General features: G+C 69.9%; 9 protein-coding genes. 6 read left to right on the top strand and 3 right to left on the bottom strand.

The features are described 5' to 3' along the window. Positions 1 to 3: 3 nt before the first annotated feature. Together ASH02_RS12100 and ASH02_RS12095 are read right to left on the bottom strand one after the other, a co-directional pair. On the bottom strand, positions 4 to 1,695 hold the full coding sequence (locus tag ASH02_RS12100; RefSeq protein WP_200949831.1) for a fumarate hydratase: 1,692 nt from the start codon (positions 1,693 to 1,695) through the stop codon (positions 4 to 6). Positions 1,696 to 1,739: 44 nt separating this feature from the next. Beyond that, positions 1,740 to 3,245, bottom strand: a complete 1,506-nt coding sequence (locus ASH02_RS12095; protein WP_056681456.1) for a hypothetical protein — start codon at positions 3,243 to 3,245, stop codon at positions 1,740 to 1,742. 79 nt (positions 3,246 to 3,324) lie between these two features. Between ASH02_RS12095 and ASH02_RS12090 the strand changes: the two genes are divergently transcribed. Further along, positions 3,325 to 4,983 (top strand): sulfatase-like hydrolase/transferase, encoded by a 1,659-nt coding sequence (locus ASH02_RS12090; protein WP_156388505.1) that lies wholly within the window; start codon positions 3,325 to 3,327, stop codon positions 4,981 to 4,983. Between the two features lie 103 nt (positions 4,984 to 5,086). Further along, positions 5,087 to 6,766: a sulfatase-like hydrolase/transferase gene (locus tag ASH02_RS12085; RefSeq protein WP_162250954.1), complete on the top strand. Its 1,680-nt coding sequence runs from the start codon at positions 5,087 to 5,089 to the stop codon at positions 6,764 to 6,766. A 52-nt stretch (positions 6,767 to 6,818) separates the two neighbouring features. Here ASH02_RS12085 and ASH02_RS26370 read toward each other — a convergent pair whose 3' ends face one another. Then, the gene (locus ASH02_RS26370; RefSeq protein WP_082563777.1) at positions 6,819 to 9,401 is read right to left on the bottom strand and encodes a flavin-containing monooxygenase; all 2,583 of its coding nucleotides are present in this window, start codon (positions 9,399 to 9,401) and stop codon (positions 6,819 to 6,821) included. A 146-nt stretch (positions 9,402 to 9,547) separates the two neighbouring features. Between ASH02_RS26370 and ASH02_RS12075 the strand changes: the two genes are divergently transcribed. From ASH02_RS12075 to ASH02_RS12060, 4 genes are all read left to right on the top strand, one after another. Further along, on the top strand, positions 9,548 to 11,794 hold the full coding sequence (locus tag ASH02_RS12075; protein ID WP_056681453.1) for an ATP-binding protein: 2,247 nt from the start codon (positions 9,548 to 9,550) through the stop codon (positions 11,792 to 11,794). Positions 11,795 to 11,839: 45 nt separating this feature from the next. Beyond that, positions 11,840 to 12,892 carry an NAD(P)-binding domain-containing protein gene (locus ASH02_RS12070; RefSeq protein ID WP_056681452.1) on the top strand — a complete coding sequence of 351 codons (1,053 nt, stop codon included), beginning with the start codon at positions 11,840 to 11,842 and terminating at the stop codon, positions 12,890 to 12,892. Between the two features lie 110 nt (positions 12,893 to 13,002). Continuing rightward, a complete protein-coding gene (locus tag ASH02_RS12065) occupies positions 13,003 to 14,670 on the top strand; it encodes a sulfatase-like hydrolase/transferase (RefSeq protein ID WP_056681451.1) in 1,668 nt (555 codons plus the stop codon). Between the two features lie 25 nt (positions 14,671 to 14,695). Then, entirely contained in the window at positions 14,696 to 15,355 is a 660-nt protein-coding gene (locus tag ASH02_RS12060) for a DUF1707 SHOCT-like domain-containing protein (RefSeq protein WP_056681450.1), read from the top strand. The last annotated feature ends 29 nt before the right edge of the window (positions 15,356 to 15,384 follow it).

Below are 15,384 nucleotides of genomic sequence, written 5' to 3'. Positions count from 1 at the left end.
CGGTCAGTCTTCCTTGGAACGCACCCGGATGCCCGAGATCGGGATGTTCACCGCGCCCGACGGGTCGGTGAAGAAGTCGTTGCCCTTGTCGTCGACCACGATGAAGGCAGGGAAGTCCTCGACCTCGATCTTCCAGATCGCCTCCATGCCGAGCTCTTCGTACTCCAGCACCGAGACGTCCTTGATGCAGTCCTGGGCCAGGCGCGCCGCGGGCCCGCCGATCGAGCCGAGGTAGAAACCACCGTGGGTGTGGCACGCCTCGGTGACCTGCTTGCTGCGGTTGCCCTTGGCCAGCATCACCATCGAGCCACCGGCCGCCTGGAACTGGTCGACGTAGGAGTCCATGCGGCCCGCCGTGGTCGGACCGAACGAGCCCGACGGCATGCCCTCGGGCGTCTTGGCCGGGCCGGCGTAGTAGACGGGGTGGTCCTTGAGGTACTGCGGCATCTCCTCGCCGGCGTCGAGCAGGTCCTTGATCTTGGCGTGCGCGATGTCGCGGGCGACCACCAGCGGGCCGGTCAGCGAGAGCCGGGTCTTGACCGGGTGCCTGGCCAGCTCGGCGAGGATCTCGCTCATCGGCTGGGTGAGGTCGATCTTCACGACGTCGTCGGCCGCGGCCAGCTGCTCCTCGCTGGGCTCGGGCAGGTACTTCGCCGGGTCGGTCTCGAGCTGCTCGAGGAAGACGCCCTCGGCGGTGATCTTGCCCAGCGCCTGGCGGTCGGCCGAGCACGACACGGCGATCGCGACCGGGCAGCTGGCGCCGTGGCGGGGGAGCCGGACCACGCGGACGTCGTGGCAGAAGTACTTGCCGCCGAACTGCGCACCGATGCCGAACGACTGGGTGAGCTTGAAGACCTCGTCCTCGAGCTCGAGGTCGCGGAAACCGTGGGCGCTCATCGTGCCCTCGGTCGGCAGGTTGTCGAGGTAGTGCGCGCTCGCGTACTTCGCGGTCTTGAGCGCGAACTCCGCGCTGGTGCCGCCGATGACCACGGCCAGGTGGTACGGCGGGCACGCGGCGGTGCCGAGCGAGCGGATCTTCTCGTCGAGGAACTCCAGCATCCGCTTGGGGTTCAGGATCGCCTTCGTCTCCTGGAACAGGAACGACTTGTTGGCCGAGCCGCCACCCTTGGCCATGAAGAGGAACTTGTACTCAGGCCCCTTCTCACCCTGGGCCGTGGAGTAGAGCTCGATCTGGGCCGGCAGGTTGGTGCCGGTGTTCTTCTCCTCGTACGTCGTGAGGGGTGCGAGCTGGGAGTAGCGGAGGTTCAGCTTGGTGTACGCGTCGTACACGCCCTTGCTGATCGCCTCGCCGTCGTCGGCGCCGGTGAGCACGCCCTCGGACTTCTTGCCCATCACGATCGCGGTGCCGGTGTCCTGGCACATCGGCAGCACGCCGCCGGCGGAGATGTTGACGTTCTTGAGCAGGTCGGTGGCCACGAAGCGGTCGTTGCCCGACGCCTCGGGGTCGTCGATGATCTTGCGCAGCTGCGCGAGGTGGGCCGGGCGCAGGTAGTGGCTGATGTCGTGCATCGCCTCCGCGGTCAGCTTCTGGATCGCCTCGGGGTCGACCTGCAGGAACGTCTTCCCGTTCGCCTCGAACGTGGAGACGCCCTCGGTGGTGATCAGCCGGTAGGGCGTGTCGTCCTTGCCGGTCGGGAGCAGGTCGGAATAGCGGAATTCAGGTTCGGTGGCCACGGACGTCAAGATTACTCCGGTCGGCGGGCGGTCCTGACTCCGGATCAGAGGAGCGTCCTGGCGAGATCCGAGACGAAGGCGTCAGCCGCCTCCAGGGGCTTCCGGTCCGCCGGAGCGGGAGCACCGCTCGAGGTTCGGTAGATCCCGCTGCCTCGTGCCGGCCAGACCCTCAGGTCGACGGCCAGCAGGCCGGGTTCGCCCATGGCGTCGCGTGCGACGACGTACGACCGTGCGTCCTCGTCCCTGTTGACGTGGGCCGGGTGACCGCCGAGCTCGTCCCCGTCGCGGAATTTCACCGTCGAGTCAGTGGTGATGACGACCGAGATCTCCAGGGTGTGCGTCGGATCTGCGAAGGAGCACTGTGTGGTGCCGTCGCGAGCATCGTCGGCCGCCAACACCAGGCTGTTCGGGGGCGCGACCGTGGTCACGCCGGTGAACGAGTCACCGAAGTGCTCGCGCACGACGGGCGTCGCCGCGGCGCACAGCACGTTCGGGTCTGCCTCGGCCTCCATGATGAGGTCGCGGCGGTTGTCCGGCACGTCGGCGTCTTCGGTCGGAGCACACTCCAGCTCTGCCTGGTCCTGGATGTCGACGCAGGCACCCACCGCAGACGTGTCCGCCTCGTCCCACGCATGGAGGAGGTCGACCGGATCGCGGTCCGGGGACGGGACCTTCGTCGCCGTCGGGATCAGGGCCCTGGCGAACGTGAGGCCCCGCTGGCACGACTCGGCGGTCACGAAGGCGACGAGCTTGTCCCCGTCACGCACGGCGACGTCAGCCTCGCCGAGCGTCCACTCCAGGTAGCAGCCGGTGCTGTCGCCGTTCGCGCGGACCGTCGTCCCGGCCACCTCGTGGGTCGTCTGGTAGTCCTGCACGTCCGTGCTGCGGTACCGGAGCTCGAGATCGGCCCCTGACTCCTTGTCCTGGCACCGGTCGAGCACGGTGTAGTTGGTCGCGCCCTCGTAGGGAACCGGGGTGCGGCCGGCCCGCTCGATCAGGTCGCAGGTCGCGGCGCGTTGCAGCCCTCGCGGCCGCGTGGCTCGCGCGGGGTGGCCCTGCAGCAGGCCGGCGGCGGCTTCGGCGTACGCCGTCACGGTGGCGCACGGTGCCAGTCCACTGAAGCTGATGGCGCGGGTGTGACTGATCGGCAGGTGGACGAGGCACTGTCCGGAGTCCAGGTCGGCTCGGTAGGAGACGGTGCCGGCCAGGTCGCGTCGGGCCAGTCGGTGCCGTTGCGTCTCGCTCAGGAGGGTGTAGACGTCGGCCTTGACCGAGCTGTCGGACATCCAGCAGGAGTGGGGCTTGTCGGCCTGCGGGACGGCTCCCGTCGTACGCGCGCCCGCTGGATCGGCCGCCCGTAACAGCGCGCACGGGTCGAGGGCGGCGGCCTTCTCGGCCACCTCGACGGCGTTCCGGTCGGGGTTGGTCTGCGCGGCGCGCTCGACCCGGGGGAGTGCCGACAGCGCCTCCTCCTCGTCGTCACCGAAGCAGCCGCTCAGGAGCAGCACCGCGAGGACGGCGACCAGGGTGGAGATGTGGCGACGGGGCATGTCGCGATGCTCCCCAGCGCACGGCTCCGCCAAACTCGTGATAAAAGTATAGTGACTCGGGTGACTTTGGAGGCTTTGCGTGAAGAAGAGAACAGTGGCAGCGATCCTCGGGACGGCCGTGCTCGCACTCGCCACGTTCGTGGGCGCGGCGCCGACCGCGGGCAGCGCCCCACCGGACGATGAGACCGAGGCCCGCCCCAACATCGTGTTCATCCTGATGGACGACTTCTCCACCGAGCTCCTGGAGACCATGCCGACTGCGCAGCAGATGAAGGCCGAGGGCGCGTCGTACGACAACTCGTTCGTCATCGACTCGCTCTGCTGCCCGTCGCGGGCGGCCCTGCTGACCGGCCAGGCCCCGCACCAGACCGGCGTCCTGACCAACACGCCCAACGATCCGGACAACCCGATCGGTGGCTACGAGGCGTTCGAGCAGTACGGCAACACCGCTAAGCAGTTCAGCGTGACCCTGCAGGACAGCGGCTACACGACCGGGTTCATCGGCAAGTTCATGAACCGCTACGAGGCGAAGACCGTCGACGGTGAGCTGGTCGCACCCCCGAAGGTGCAGGGATGGAGCGACTGGGAGGCGATCCTCGGCGGCGGCTACAACGGGTGGGGCTACAAGAGCACCTATCTCGACGACAACGGCGACGTGCAGCTGCGCAACCATCCGAAGCCGGCGCTGACCCAGCCCGTCGAGGCCCGCGACCAGCGCTACGCCACGAATGTCGCGGCAGACAAGGCGATCGACTTCATCGAGCGCCACGACGACGAGGACGCGCCGTACTTCCTCGAGATCGCGACGTACGGACCGCACAGCCAGCTCCAGGCCGCCTACCCCGACAGCCCGCAGTTCCCCTCGGCGTTCGCGGACCGCGCGCCGGCCGGCGATCCGACCGGCGGCAACTGCGGCCTCGCCGCCTGCGGTGACCTCACCCTCGACGACCTCGTCGGGTACGGCGACGACCGCACCGACAACGCCCCGACGTACCTGCACCGCGACGGGCGTACGTCGCCCGCACCGGCCTGGCGCACCAACGAGGTCTCGCTGACCGACGACCAGGCGCTGACCCGCTACCGAGACCGGGCCCGGATGGTGCAGTCGATCGACCGGCTGATCGCGCGGGTGCGCGCGGCGGTCGGTCCGAACACCTACGTCTTCCTCACGGCAGACAACGGCTTCCACCTCGGCCAGCACCAGCTCAACGGCGGCAAGGGCACGCCCTACGACAGCGACAGCCGGGTTCCGCTGGTGGTGGTCGGTCCCGACGTCCAGCCCGGCGCGCGCAACCAGTTCGTCAACAACATCGACCTGGCGCCCACCTTCGAGGCGCTGGCCGGAGTGGAGAGTCCGGCGTTCCGGGCAGGCAACTCGTTCGCGGGGTCGCTGAGCGCGCCGAAGGTGGCCGGCGGGCGCTACGCGTTCTTCGAGCACACCTACGCCAAGACCCAGCCCGGCGAGGTCGACACGGACCAGGGGTCCGGCGGCACCATCGACATCATCCCGTCGTTCATCGCCGTGCGGAGTGCCCGCGGACTGCTGGTGCGATTCGACCTCGACAACGCCTGGACCAGCACTGACCACGCATGGGAGCTCTACCGCTACGACGTGCCGTGGGAGGACCGCAACGTCTTCGCGGAAGACCACGCCGAGCCGTGGGTGCAGGACCTCAAACGGCGCATCGAACGCTTCGACGGGTGCCGCCCGGCAGTGTGCAGGTCCTTGAGCCGCTGATCGCATGGCCGGCTCCGGCCGGTCGATGCCCGATTCCGCTGCGCGCGTGGGTAGTCTCCTGCCAAAATGCAGTGAAAGACTGCAGAAACATCGGGGGAGAACAATGGGGCGCAGGTCCTGGGGAGCCGCTGCGTCCTGCGGCGTGCTGTTGCTCGTCGCGTTGGTGCTCGGCGGCCTGCCGACGCGCGGTCCCGCGGCCGTTCGGGACGACGCCACGATCTCCCAACAGCGCGTGGACGATCGTCCCGACATCGTCCTGATCCTGATGGACGACTTCTCCATGGAGCTGTTGTCGACGATGCCCGAGGCGCAGCGCATGGTCCGCGAGGGGGCGGCGTACCGGAACTCCTACGTGGTCGACTCGCTGTGCTGCCCCTCGCGGGCCGCGCTGCTGACCGGGCAGGCGCCGCACCAGACCGGGGTGCGCACCAACACCCGCAACGGAACGCCCGCCGTCGGTGGCTACCCGGCGTTCGCCGCGCACGACAACCCGCGCAAGCAGTTCAGCGTGGCCCTGCAGGGCAGCGGCTACACGACAGGGTTCATCGGCAAGTTCCTCAACGTCTACGACGTGCGCCGGGTCAACGGGAAGATCGTCCCGCCGCCCAAGGTGCCCGGTTGGGACGACTGGCAGGCGATCCTCAGCGGTGGCTACAACGGTTGGGGCTTCCGGTCGACGTACCTCGACGAGGACGGCACGATGCGGTTGCGCACCCACGCCAAGCCACCGCGGAACGCCTCGCACGAGGAGCGTGACCGCGGCTACGCCACGAACGTCACTGCCGACATGGCGGTGCGGTTCCTGCGCGATCACCGCGACGACACCTCGCCGTACTTCCTCGAGATCGCCACCTACGGCTCGCACGCCCAGATCCGCAAGGCCTACCCGGGCAGTCCCGCCTTCCCCTCGGCCTTCCGGGACCGGGCTCCCCGCGGAGACCTCGACGGCGGCAACTGTGGCCTGAAGCGTTGCGGCTCCCTGAGCCTGCGCGACCTGTTGGGGTACGACGACCCGCGCGACGACAACGCGCCGACCTACCTGCGTCCCGGCGGGCGAACGGCGCCGGCACCGGCCTGGCGCACGAACCCGATCATCCTCTCCGACAAGTCGGCGCTGCGGCACTACCGCGACCGGGTCCAGATGGTGCAGTCGATCGACCGGTTGATCGCCCGCGTGCGACGCGAGGTCGGCCCGGACACGTACGTCGTGCTCACCGCCGACAACGGGATCCACCTCGGCCAGCACCAGCTCAACGGCGGCAAGGGCACGCCGTACGACTCCGACGTACGGGTGCCGCTCGCCGTCGTCGGGCCCGACGTGGTGCCCGGCCGTCGGTCCCAGTTCGTCAGCAACATCGACCTCGCCTCGACCTTCGAGGAGCTGGCCGGCCTGGAGAGTCCGGCCTTCCGGTCCGGCACGTCGTTCGCGGCCAGCCTCCGGGCACCGCAGGCCCGGGGCGGGCGCTACGTCTTCTTCGAGCACACCTGGTCGAGGGCGCGCCCCGGCGAGTTCGACCCGGACAAGGAGTCCGGTGGGTCGACAGACGTCGTGCCGTCCTACATCGCGGTGCGCAGTGCCCGCGGGCTGCTGGTGCGCGTCGACCTCGACAAGGACTGGCGCGGCACGGACTATGCGTGGGAGCTCTATCGCTACGACGTGCCGTGGGAGGACCGCAACGTCTTCGCCGAGGACCACGCCAAGCCCTGGGTACGAGACCTCAAGCGGCGCATCGAACGCTTCGACGGGTGCCGCCCCGCGGTCTGCCGGGCACTGTCCCGCTGAGATGTGCCGGTGACCGGGCGGTGGGTGTCGCCACCGCCCGGCCGCCACCGGGTCAGACGCCGGCGGGCACCCGGTCGAGCTGACGCACCAGGAAGTCCGCGGCGGCAGCCCGCTGGTCATTGCATCGGGCCACGGCCAGCGACATCCAGAAGACGCCGTGGGCCAGCCCGTCGAACCGCACCACCCGGGTGTCGACGCCGCTCTCGGCGATCTTCGCGGCGAGCAGCTCGGCCTCGTCGCGAAGGGTGTCGCACTCATTGGTGATCACCAACGTCGGCGGGAGTCCCGACAGGTCCGCGGTGTCCAGGGCCAGGCGCGGGTCGGCCAGGTCGTCGGGCGACCCGACGTACTGCTCGCCGAACCACGCAAGGTCGTCGAGCCCGATGATGTGGTCGGTGGCGAACTCCTGACGGGACGCGGTCTCGATGCTGGCGTTGACCAACGGGTAGACCAGCACCAGGCCTGACAGTTCCGGGCCGTCCTTCGCGGCCCGGAGCGCAGCGGCGGCGGCGAGGGTGCCACCTGCCGAGTCGCCGGCCAGGGCGATGCGACGAGCGTCACCGCCGTGGGAGGCGATGTTCTCCGCCGTCCACAGCAGGGCGGCGTACGCGTCGTCGTGGGCGGCCGGGAACCTGTGTTCCGGAGCGCGGCGGTAGGTCGCGGACACCACCATCGCTCCGGTGCGCACCGCGAGGTCACGGGCCGGCTCGTCGGCCACGTCGAGGCTGCCGCCGACGAAGCCGCCACCGTGCAGGTAGACCAGCACCGGCTTCTCGTGACCGTCGGACTCGGGCGTGTAGATGCGCACCCGCTGGTCTGCGTGCTCGCCGTACGACGCCTCGACGACGCGAGCGACCTCCTTCTTCGGGGCCTGCATCTCGACGAAGGACTCCACGACCGCGCGGGTGCCCTCGACTCCTACCGCCCGGAAGCCGGTGAACTGCTGGTCCTTGAGCGCCTGGACCACGAACATCACCGACGGGTCCAGCGCCCGCGAGCAGCCGGCACCGTCCAGCTGTCGTGAGGTCTCGGCGAACCGGAACCCGCGATAGTCGTGCGCCTGCACGTTCTCGCAGATCGCCCGGTAGCGCGGCGCGCCGCCCAGGTAGACGAGGACGCGACGCGGCTTGCCGGGGATGTTGGCACCCATGTACCAGGACGAGGCCGACTTCGGCAGCAGCGTCATCTCGGAGATGGCCGTGGTCTCCGCGACCCACTGGTCCTGCGCCTGCTCGCTGGCGTCGATGACGTGGTGGCCGTGCTGGGCCATGTAGCTGATCGTGTCGCCGATGAGGTCTATGTGGTCCTCGATCGCCAACGGCATGTTGTAGAGCACCGACGGGCTCTGCGGGCCGGTCACCATGAACAGGTTCGGGAAGCCGTGCACCGTGACGCCGAGGTAGGTCTGCGGGCCGTCGGCCCACTCGTCGGCCAGCCGTACGCCGTGACGCCCGGTGATGTCCATCGCCAGCAGGGGGCCCGTGCAGGCGTCGAACCCGGTGGCCAGGATGAGCACGTCGAACTCGTGGACCGAACCGTCGGCAAGTCGCACGCCCTCGGGCACGACCGCGGCGATCGGGTTCGCGGCGACGTCCACCAGCGAGACACTGTCGCGGTTGAACGCCTCGTAGTAGTCCGTCTCCAGCGGGGGTCGCTTGGTCCCGTAGGGGTAGGTCGTGGGGGAGAGCAGGTCAGCGGTGGTCGGGTCGGTGACCCGTTCGCGGATCCGCGAACGGATGTAGTCGGCGGCGGTGTCGTTGGCGTCCTGGTCGAGCAGCACGTCCGCGAAGCTGTCGATGAAGAGGCGGAAGCCGCCGCGGTCCCAGCGGTCGTCGAAGATCGCCCGGCGCTCCTCCGCGCTCACCGCGAGGGCAGACGGCCGTACGTCGGAGTACGGCACGCCGAGGAAGTGGTTGCGTGACGCTGCGCGGAGCTCTGCGTAACTCGCCTTCTCGGTGGCCTCCTCGGCCGGGTCGGTGGCGTAGTTGCCGATAGGGGTCGCGAAGTTGGGGGTGCGCTGCAGCACGGTGAGGGAGTCGGCCACCTTCGCGATCTCGCTGATCGCCTGGATCCCGCTCGAACCGGTGCCGATGATGCCGACCCGCTGGCCGGACAGGTCGACGTCCTCGCGCCAGTTGCCGGTCAGCAGGGTACGGCCGGCGAACGTCTCGATGCCGGGGAAGTCCGGGGTCTTGGGGACCGAGAGGGTGCCGCCGCCGGAGACGAAGAACCGTGCGGTGTGCTCGCGGTTGTCGTCGGTGGTGACCCGCCACAGGCTCGCGTCGTCGTCCCAGGTCACCGAGGTGACCCGGGTGTCGAACGTGACGTCGCGGCGTACGTCGAAGCGGTCGGCGACATGGTTGAGGTACTCCAGGATCTCGGGCTGCGCCGGGTAGCGCTCACTCCAGTGCCACTCCTGCTGGAGTTGCTCGTCGAAGGAGTAGGAGTAGTGCACGCTCTCGATGTCGACCCGGGCGCCCGGGTACCGGTTCCAGTACCAGGTGCCGCCGACGTCACTGGCGGCATCGAAGGCGTGGACGTCGAGGCCCATCTGGTCGCGGAACTTGTGGATGGCGTAGATGCCGGCGAATCCGGCACCGACCACGATGACGTCGTGGGTCTGGTCCTGGGTCATGGTTTCTCCTCCAGTCGGCGGAGCGCCATCGTGACCGCGGTCACACGGCCGGGGCGCGGGTGGAACCACCCGTTCGCCCACCCGTTTCCTCCCGCGGGTGGGCAGAGCGTGGCACGGGTCACAGTGCGCGACTAAGGTCTCCCAGCATGAGCCCCGGCACCGGTGAACGGCTGACGACCTTCATCGGCCGTGACGACATGTTGCGCGACGTGCGCTCGCTGGTGGGCTCCTCACGGCTGGTCACGCTGACCGGGACCGGCGGCGTCGGCAAGACCCGGCTGGCCCTCGAACTGATCGAGCGCACCCGGCACCTCTTCGCCGACGGCGGTGTCTTCGTCGACCTGGCCAGCCTGGCCGGAGCCGCGGCGGTGGCGCCCGCGATGGTGTCTGCCCTCGAAGTCGCGGACCAGTCGACCCGCACGCCACTGGAGCAGCTGTGCCGGCACCTGGTCGGCAAGGCGATGCTCCTGGTGATCGACAACTGCGAGCACGTGCTCGACGAGGTGGCGGACCTGGTCTCCGAGCTGCTCGACGTGGCGCCCGCGCTGCGGATCGTGACCACCAGTCGGGAACCGCTGGGCCTGGCGAGCGAACAGGTCTTCCCGGTCGGACCGCTCGATCTGCCCGAGGCAGTGCGGCTGCTGGTGGACCGCACCAGACACCAGGTTCCCGACTTCGCCGTCACCGAGGCCAATCACGACGACGTGGAGCGGCTGTGCGCGACGCTGGACGGGCTCCCGCTGGCGATCGAGCTCGCGGCCACCCGGTTGCGCAGCCTGTCGGTCAGCCAGCTGCTGGAGCGGCTCGACCACCGGTTCCAGCTGCTGAAGGGTGACGTCAGGGGCCGTCTACCGCGACACCAGGCGCTCTGGGACCTGGTGGACTGGAGCCATGAGCTGTGCGGTGCGGAGGAGCGGCTCCTGTGGGCCCGGTTGTCGGTGTTCCGCGGAAGCCTCGACCTGGCCGCGGCGGAGGCTGTGTGCGGGTTCGACAACCTGGCGCCGGAGCGACTGCTGGACGTGCTCGACCAGCTGGTCGCCAAGTCGATCGTCATCGCGGAGTCCGGCGGTGCCGAGATGCGGTATCGCATGCTGGTGACGATGCGGGAGTACGCCGCGGAGAAGCTCGACCAGTCCGGCGAGGCGGACGAGCTGAGCCGTCGGCATCGTGACCACTACCTGGCCCGTGCGGAGTCGATGGTCGCGGCCTGGTGCGGGCTGGGCCAGCCGGCGGCCCTGGCGGCGATGCGGCGCGACCACGCCAACGTGCTCGCGGGCCTGGAGTGGTCGACCACCACCACGGGAGAGGAGGAGCAGGCGGCTGCGTTCGGTTCGCTGCTGCGCTACCACTGGATCGCCGGCGGCTTCCTCAGCGACGGACGGCGCTGGCTGGAGCGGATCCTGGCCCTCGATCTCGGACGGACCCCGGAGCACGGAGCGGCGCTGTGGGTCGCGGCGTGGGTCTGCCTCATCCAGGGTGATCGTCAGGCGGGGAGCGTCCATCTCGAGCATGGTCGTGCCCTGGCGCTGGAGCTCGAGGACGAGCACCTGCTGGCGCACGTGGACGCCTGGACCGGGATCCATGGGTTGTTCAGTGGCAACCTCGGTCCCGCGATCGCGGCGTTCCGGCGTGCGCTGGTCACGTTCGAGAAGGTCGGCGATGATGCCGCTGCCCAGACCGCGATGTTCCAGCTGGCGATGGCGGAGTACTTCGAGGTGGGGCCGACCGAGGCCTTGGCCACGTGCCGTGAGGTGCTCGCGCTGAGTGCGCCGCGCGGCGAGGGCTGGTGCCGGGCCTACACCCTGTGGATCGCCGGCATGTGCCACTGGCGCCTCGGCGACCAGGTCTCGGCCAGGGCGGCTGCGGTCGAGGCGCTGGAGCTTCAACGCGACTTCCAGGACGGGATCTGCATCGCGCTCACCCTCGAGCTCACGTCATGGATCGCGGCGGCCAACGACCACCTCGAGAACTCGGCTGCCCTCTTCGGGGCGGCCACAGCGGTGTGGCGACTGCTCGGCACCGACATCGACGCCTTCGGGCCCGACATCAGCGCCGACAGTCGGCGCATCGTCTCGCACGTGGACGCCGCGATCGGGCACCCGCAGGCCGAGCGGCTGCGTGAGGCGCAACGGGGGCTCGACCGCGTGGGGGCGGTGATGCTCGGGCTCGGCACCGCTGCCGTCGCCACCGACAGCCCCCGGGACAGTCCGCTCACCAAGCGCGAGCAGCAGGTGGCCGAGCTGGTCGCCGAGGGACTGAGCAACCGGCAGATCGCCGAGCAGCTGGTGATCTCCAACCGCACCGTCGACGGTCACCTGGAGCGGATCCTGGCCAAGCTGGAAGTGCGCTCACGGACCCAGGTGGCCACCTGGGTGATGGGCCAGCGGTCCTGACCCGCGGCACGGCATAACCGCCGGGCGTCGGGCGTTGACGTGGGTGTGCACATCCTCGACTCCCTCGTGATCGGCGCCGGGCAGGCGGGGCTCTCCACGAGCTTCCACCTGCGCCGCCTCGGCATCGACCACGTCGTGCTTGACGCCAATCCGCAGGCGGGCGGGGCCTGGCAGCATCGTTGGGACTCGCTGACGATGGCCGACGTGCACGGTGTCGCGGACCTGCCCGACGCGCCGGCGCCCGGTCGGTCGCACGACCGGGCGAACGAGGTCGTCCCGTCCTGGTTCGCCGACTACGAGGGCGCGCACGGACTGCCGGTGATCCGCCCGGTCGACGTACAACGTGTGGAGGACGACGACGGGCTGCTGCGGGTGACCGCCGGCCCGCGCCACTGGTTCACCCGCACCCTGGTCAACGCCACCGGCACGTGGACCCGGCCGTTCGTGCCGGCGTACCCGGGCATCGAGACCTTCGCGGGGGAGCAGTGGCACACCGCCGACTACCCCGGCCCGGAGCACCTCGCCGGGAAGCGGGTGCTTGTCGTCGGTGGTGGCGCCTCGGCCGTGCAGTTCCTCGGTGAGCTGGCTCCGATCGCGGACACCGTCTGGGTGACCCGGCGGGAGCCGATCTGGCGCACCGACGACTTCACCCCCGAGATCGGTCGGGCCGCGGTCGCCATGGTCGAGGACCGGGTCCGCCGAGGGCTGCCGCCCCGCAGCGTGGTCAGCGTGACCGGTCTGGTGCTGCGCGAGCAGGAGCGTGCGGCCGAGCGGCTGGGCGCCTACGACCGGCGCCCGATGTTCGCCCGGATCGAGCCGTACGGCGTGCGCTGGGAGGACGGCACCTTCGAGGCTGTCGACGTGATCCTCTGGGCGACCGGCTTCCGGCCGGCGGTCTCGCATCTCGCGCCGCTCCACCTGCGCAGCGAGTACGGCGGCATCCGCCTCGACGGCACCACAGCGGTGGCCGACCCGCGAGTGCAGTTGGTCGGCTACGGACCCTCGGCCAGCACCATCGGCGCGAACCGGGCCGGACGTCGTGCCGCGGTGGCGGTCTCGGGCTTCCTCGGGTCCGACGGGCTGACCGCCGCGGGCTGAACCGCTCCGACTGACCCCTCGGGCGGCTCGCCGAAGGATGGACCCGGTCGGGGATTCGTCACTGCCGTGTGTGAAACTGTAGTAAGTCACTACAGATAAGGGTTTTAAGAATGCGGTACAGGTTCTCGGGCGGCGTCCTCGGCACACTTCTGCTCGTCGTGACCCTCGTGATGGGTCCCTTCTCGTCGGCTGGCCAGAGTGCCGGCCAGCCCTCGTCGGCCGGTGCGGCCGGCGACCGGCGCCCCAACATGGTGCTGATCCTGATGGACGACTTCTCCATGGAGCTCCTCTCGACGATGCCGAACGCGCAGCGCATGGTGCGTCAGGGAGCGTCGTACCGGAACTCCTACGTCGTGGACTCACTGTGCTGCCCCTCGCGTGCTGCCCTGCTGACCGGCCAGGCGCCGCACCAGACCGGAGTGCTGACCAACACGCGCAACGGCTCGCTGGCCGTCGGCGGCTACCCGGCGTTCGTCGCGCACGACAACCCGGGCAAGCAGTTCAGCGTGGCCCTCCAGGGCAGTGGCTACACCACGGGGTTCATCGGCAAGTTCCTCAACCTGTATGAGGCACGTGACGTCGACGGGCACACCGTGGCGCCGCCGAAGGTTCCCGGGTGGGACGACTGGCAGGCCATCCTCGGCGGTGGGTACAACGGCTGGGGGTTCCGCTCCACCTACCTGGACCAGGACGGCAACCTGCGGCTGCGCAACCACCCGATCCCGCCGTTGCGTGCGCCCCGACGAGTGCGAGACAGCCACTACGCCACCAACGTGACCGCGGCCAAGGCGGTGCGGTTCATCCGCGGGCACCGTGACGACGCGGCGCCGTACTTCCTCGAGATCGCGACCTACGGCTCGCACGGCCAGCTCCGCAAGGCCTACCGGAACAGCCCGACCTTCCCGCCGGCGTTCCGCGACCGCCCGCGCGCTGGCCTGGCCAACGGCAACTGTGGGCTCAAGGCGTGCGGGTCCCTCAGCCTGCGCGACCTGTTGGGGTACGGCGACCCGCGGCGTGACAACGCGCCGACCTACCTGCGTCGCAACGGACGGACCGCGCCGGCTCCTGCCTGGCGGACGAACCGGATCACGCTGACCGACCGGGCGGCACTGGGCCACTACCGCAACCGGGCCCGCATGGTGCAGTCCATCGACCGGCTGATCGGCCGGGTCCGTGCCGAGGTCGGCCCGAACACGTATGTCTTCCTCACCGCCGACAACGGCATCCATCTCGGCCAGCACCAGCTCAACGGGGGCAAGGGCACGCCCTACGACTCGGACGTGCGGGTGCCCCTGGTGGTGGTGGGTCCGGGAGTGGCGCCGGGCCGGCGTGGCCAGTTCGTGAACAACATCGACCTCGCCCCGACGTTCGAGGCGCTGGCCGGCCTGGACAGCCCGGAGTACCGCTCGGGCTCCTCGCTCAAGGCCAGCCTGCGCGCGCGACGGGCCCCGGGTGGGCGGTTCGCGTTCTTCGAGCACACCTGGTCGAAGTCGCGGCCCGGTGAGGTCGATGCCGATCGTCAGACCGGTGGCATGACCGACCTCGTGCCGTCGTACATCGCGGTGCGTGGGCGTCGTGGGCTGCTGGTGCGCTTCGACCTCGACAACTCGTGGCGCGGCACCCGCTACGCCTGGGAGCTCTACCGCTACGACGTGCCGTGGGAGGACCGCAACGTGTTCGCCCAGGACCACCGAAAGCCCTATGCGCGCGAGCTCATGCGTCGCCTGCGGGCCTGGGACCAGTGCGCTCCGGCCCGCTGCCGGGCACTGACCAGATGAGGGTGCGGCCGCTAGTCTGACGGGCATGGAGGGCACGCCGGGACCCCACGAGATGCGCATCTCTGACGCCGACCGTCACAAGGTCGCCGAGGTGCTGCGCGACGCCGCGGCCGAGGGACGGCTCGACTTCGACGAGCTCGACGAGCGGCTCGACGCGACGTACGCCGCGAAGGTGTACGCCGACCTCGTGCCGATCACCGCGGACCTGCCGATGAAGGGCGTCGAGCCGGTCCGTCCACAGGAGCCCGTACGCCAAGCGGCGTCGTTTCCGGCCAACGTGCGTGCCCCCGTGCACCGGTCGTCGCTGGCGATCATGGGCGGCCAGGACCGCCGTGGGGTCTGGCAGGTCAACGGCACGCACACCGCCTTCGCGATGATGGGCGGCATCGACATCGACCTGCGCCAGGCGATCCTCACCGAGCATGAGACCACGATCATCGCCAACACGGTGATGGGCGGCATCGACGTCATCGTCAACGCGTTCACCGTCGTGGTGGTCGAGGGCTTCGGCATCATGGGCGACTTCAGCCAGGGCCGCGACCGTGTCGAGGCCCAGCTCGGTCCGGACTCGCCGATCGTCCGGGTCAAGGGCTTCGCGCTGATGGGCGGCGTCACGGTCGTGCGCAAGCCGATGCCCGGCGAGGGCAGGCGCTGGCGCGGGCACGGCGCGCTGCCCGGCCACTGAACCCACGGTTCTCATGGCCTGCTGATTGC

Source organism: Nocardioides sp. Soil796 (assembly GCF_001429525.1).
In the GTDB taxonomy this organism is placed as follows: Bacteria; Actinomycetota; Actinomycetes; order Propionibacteriales; family Nocardioidaceae; genus Nocardioides.
Note: the sequence above shows the minus strand (reverse complement) of the source record. Positions and strands in the feature narration are given on the sequence as shown.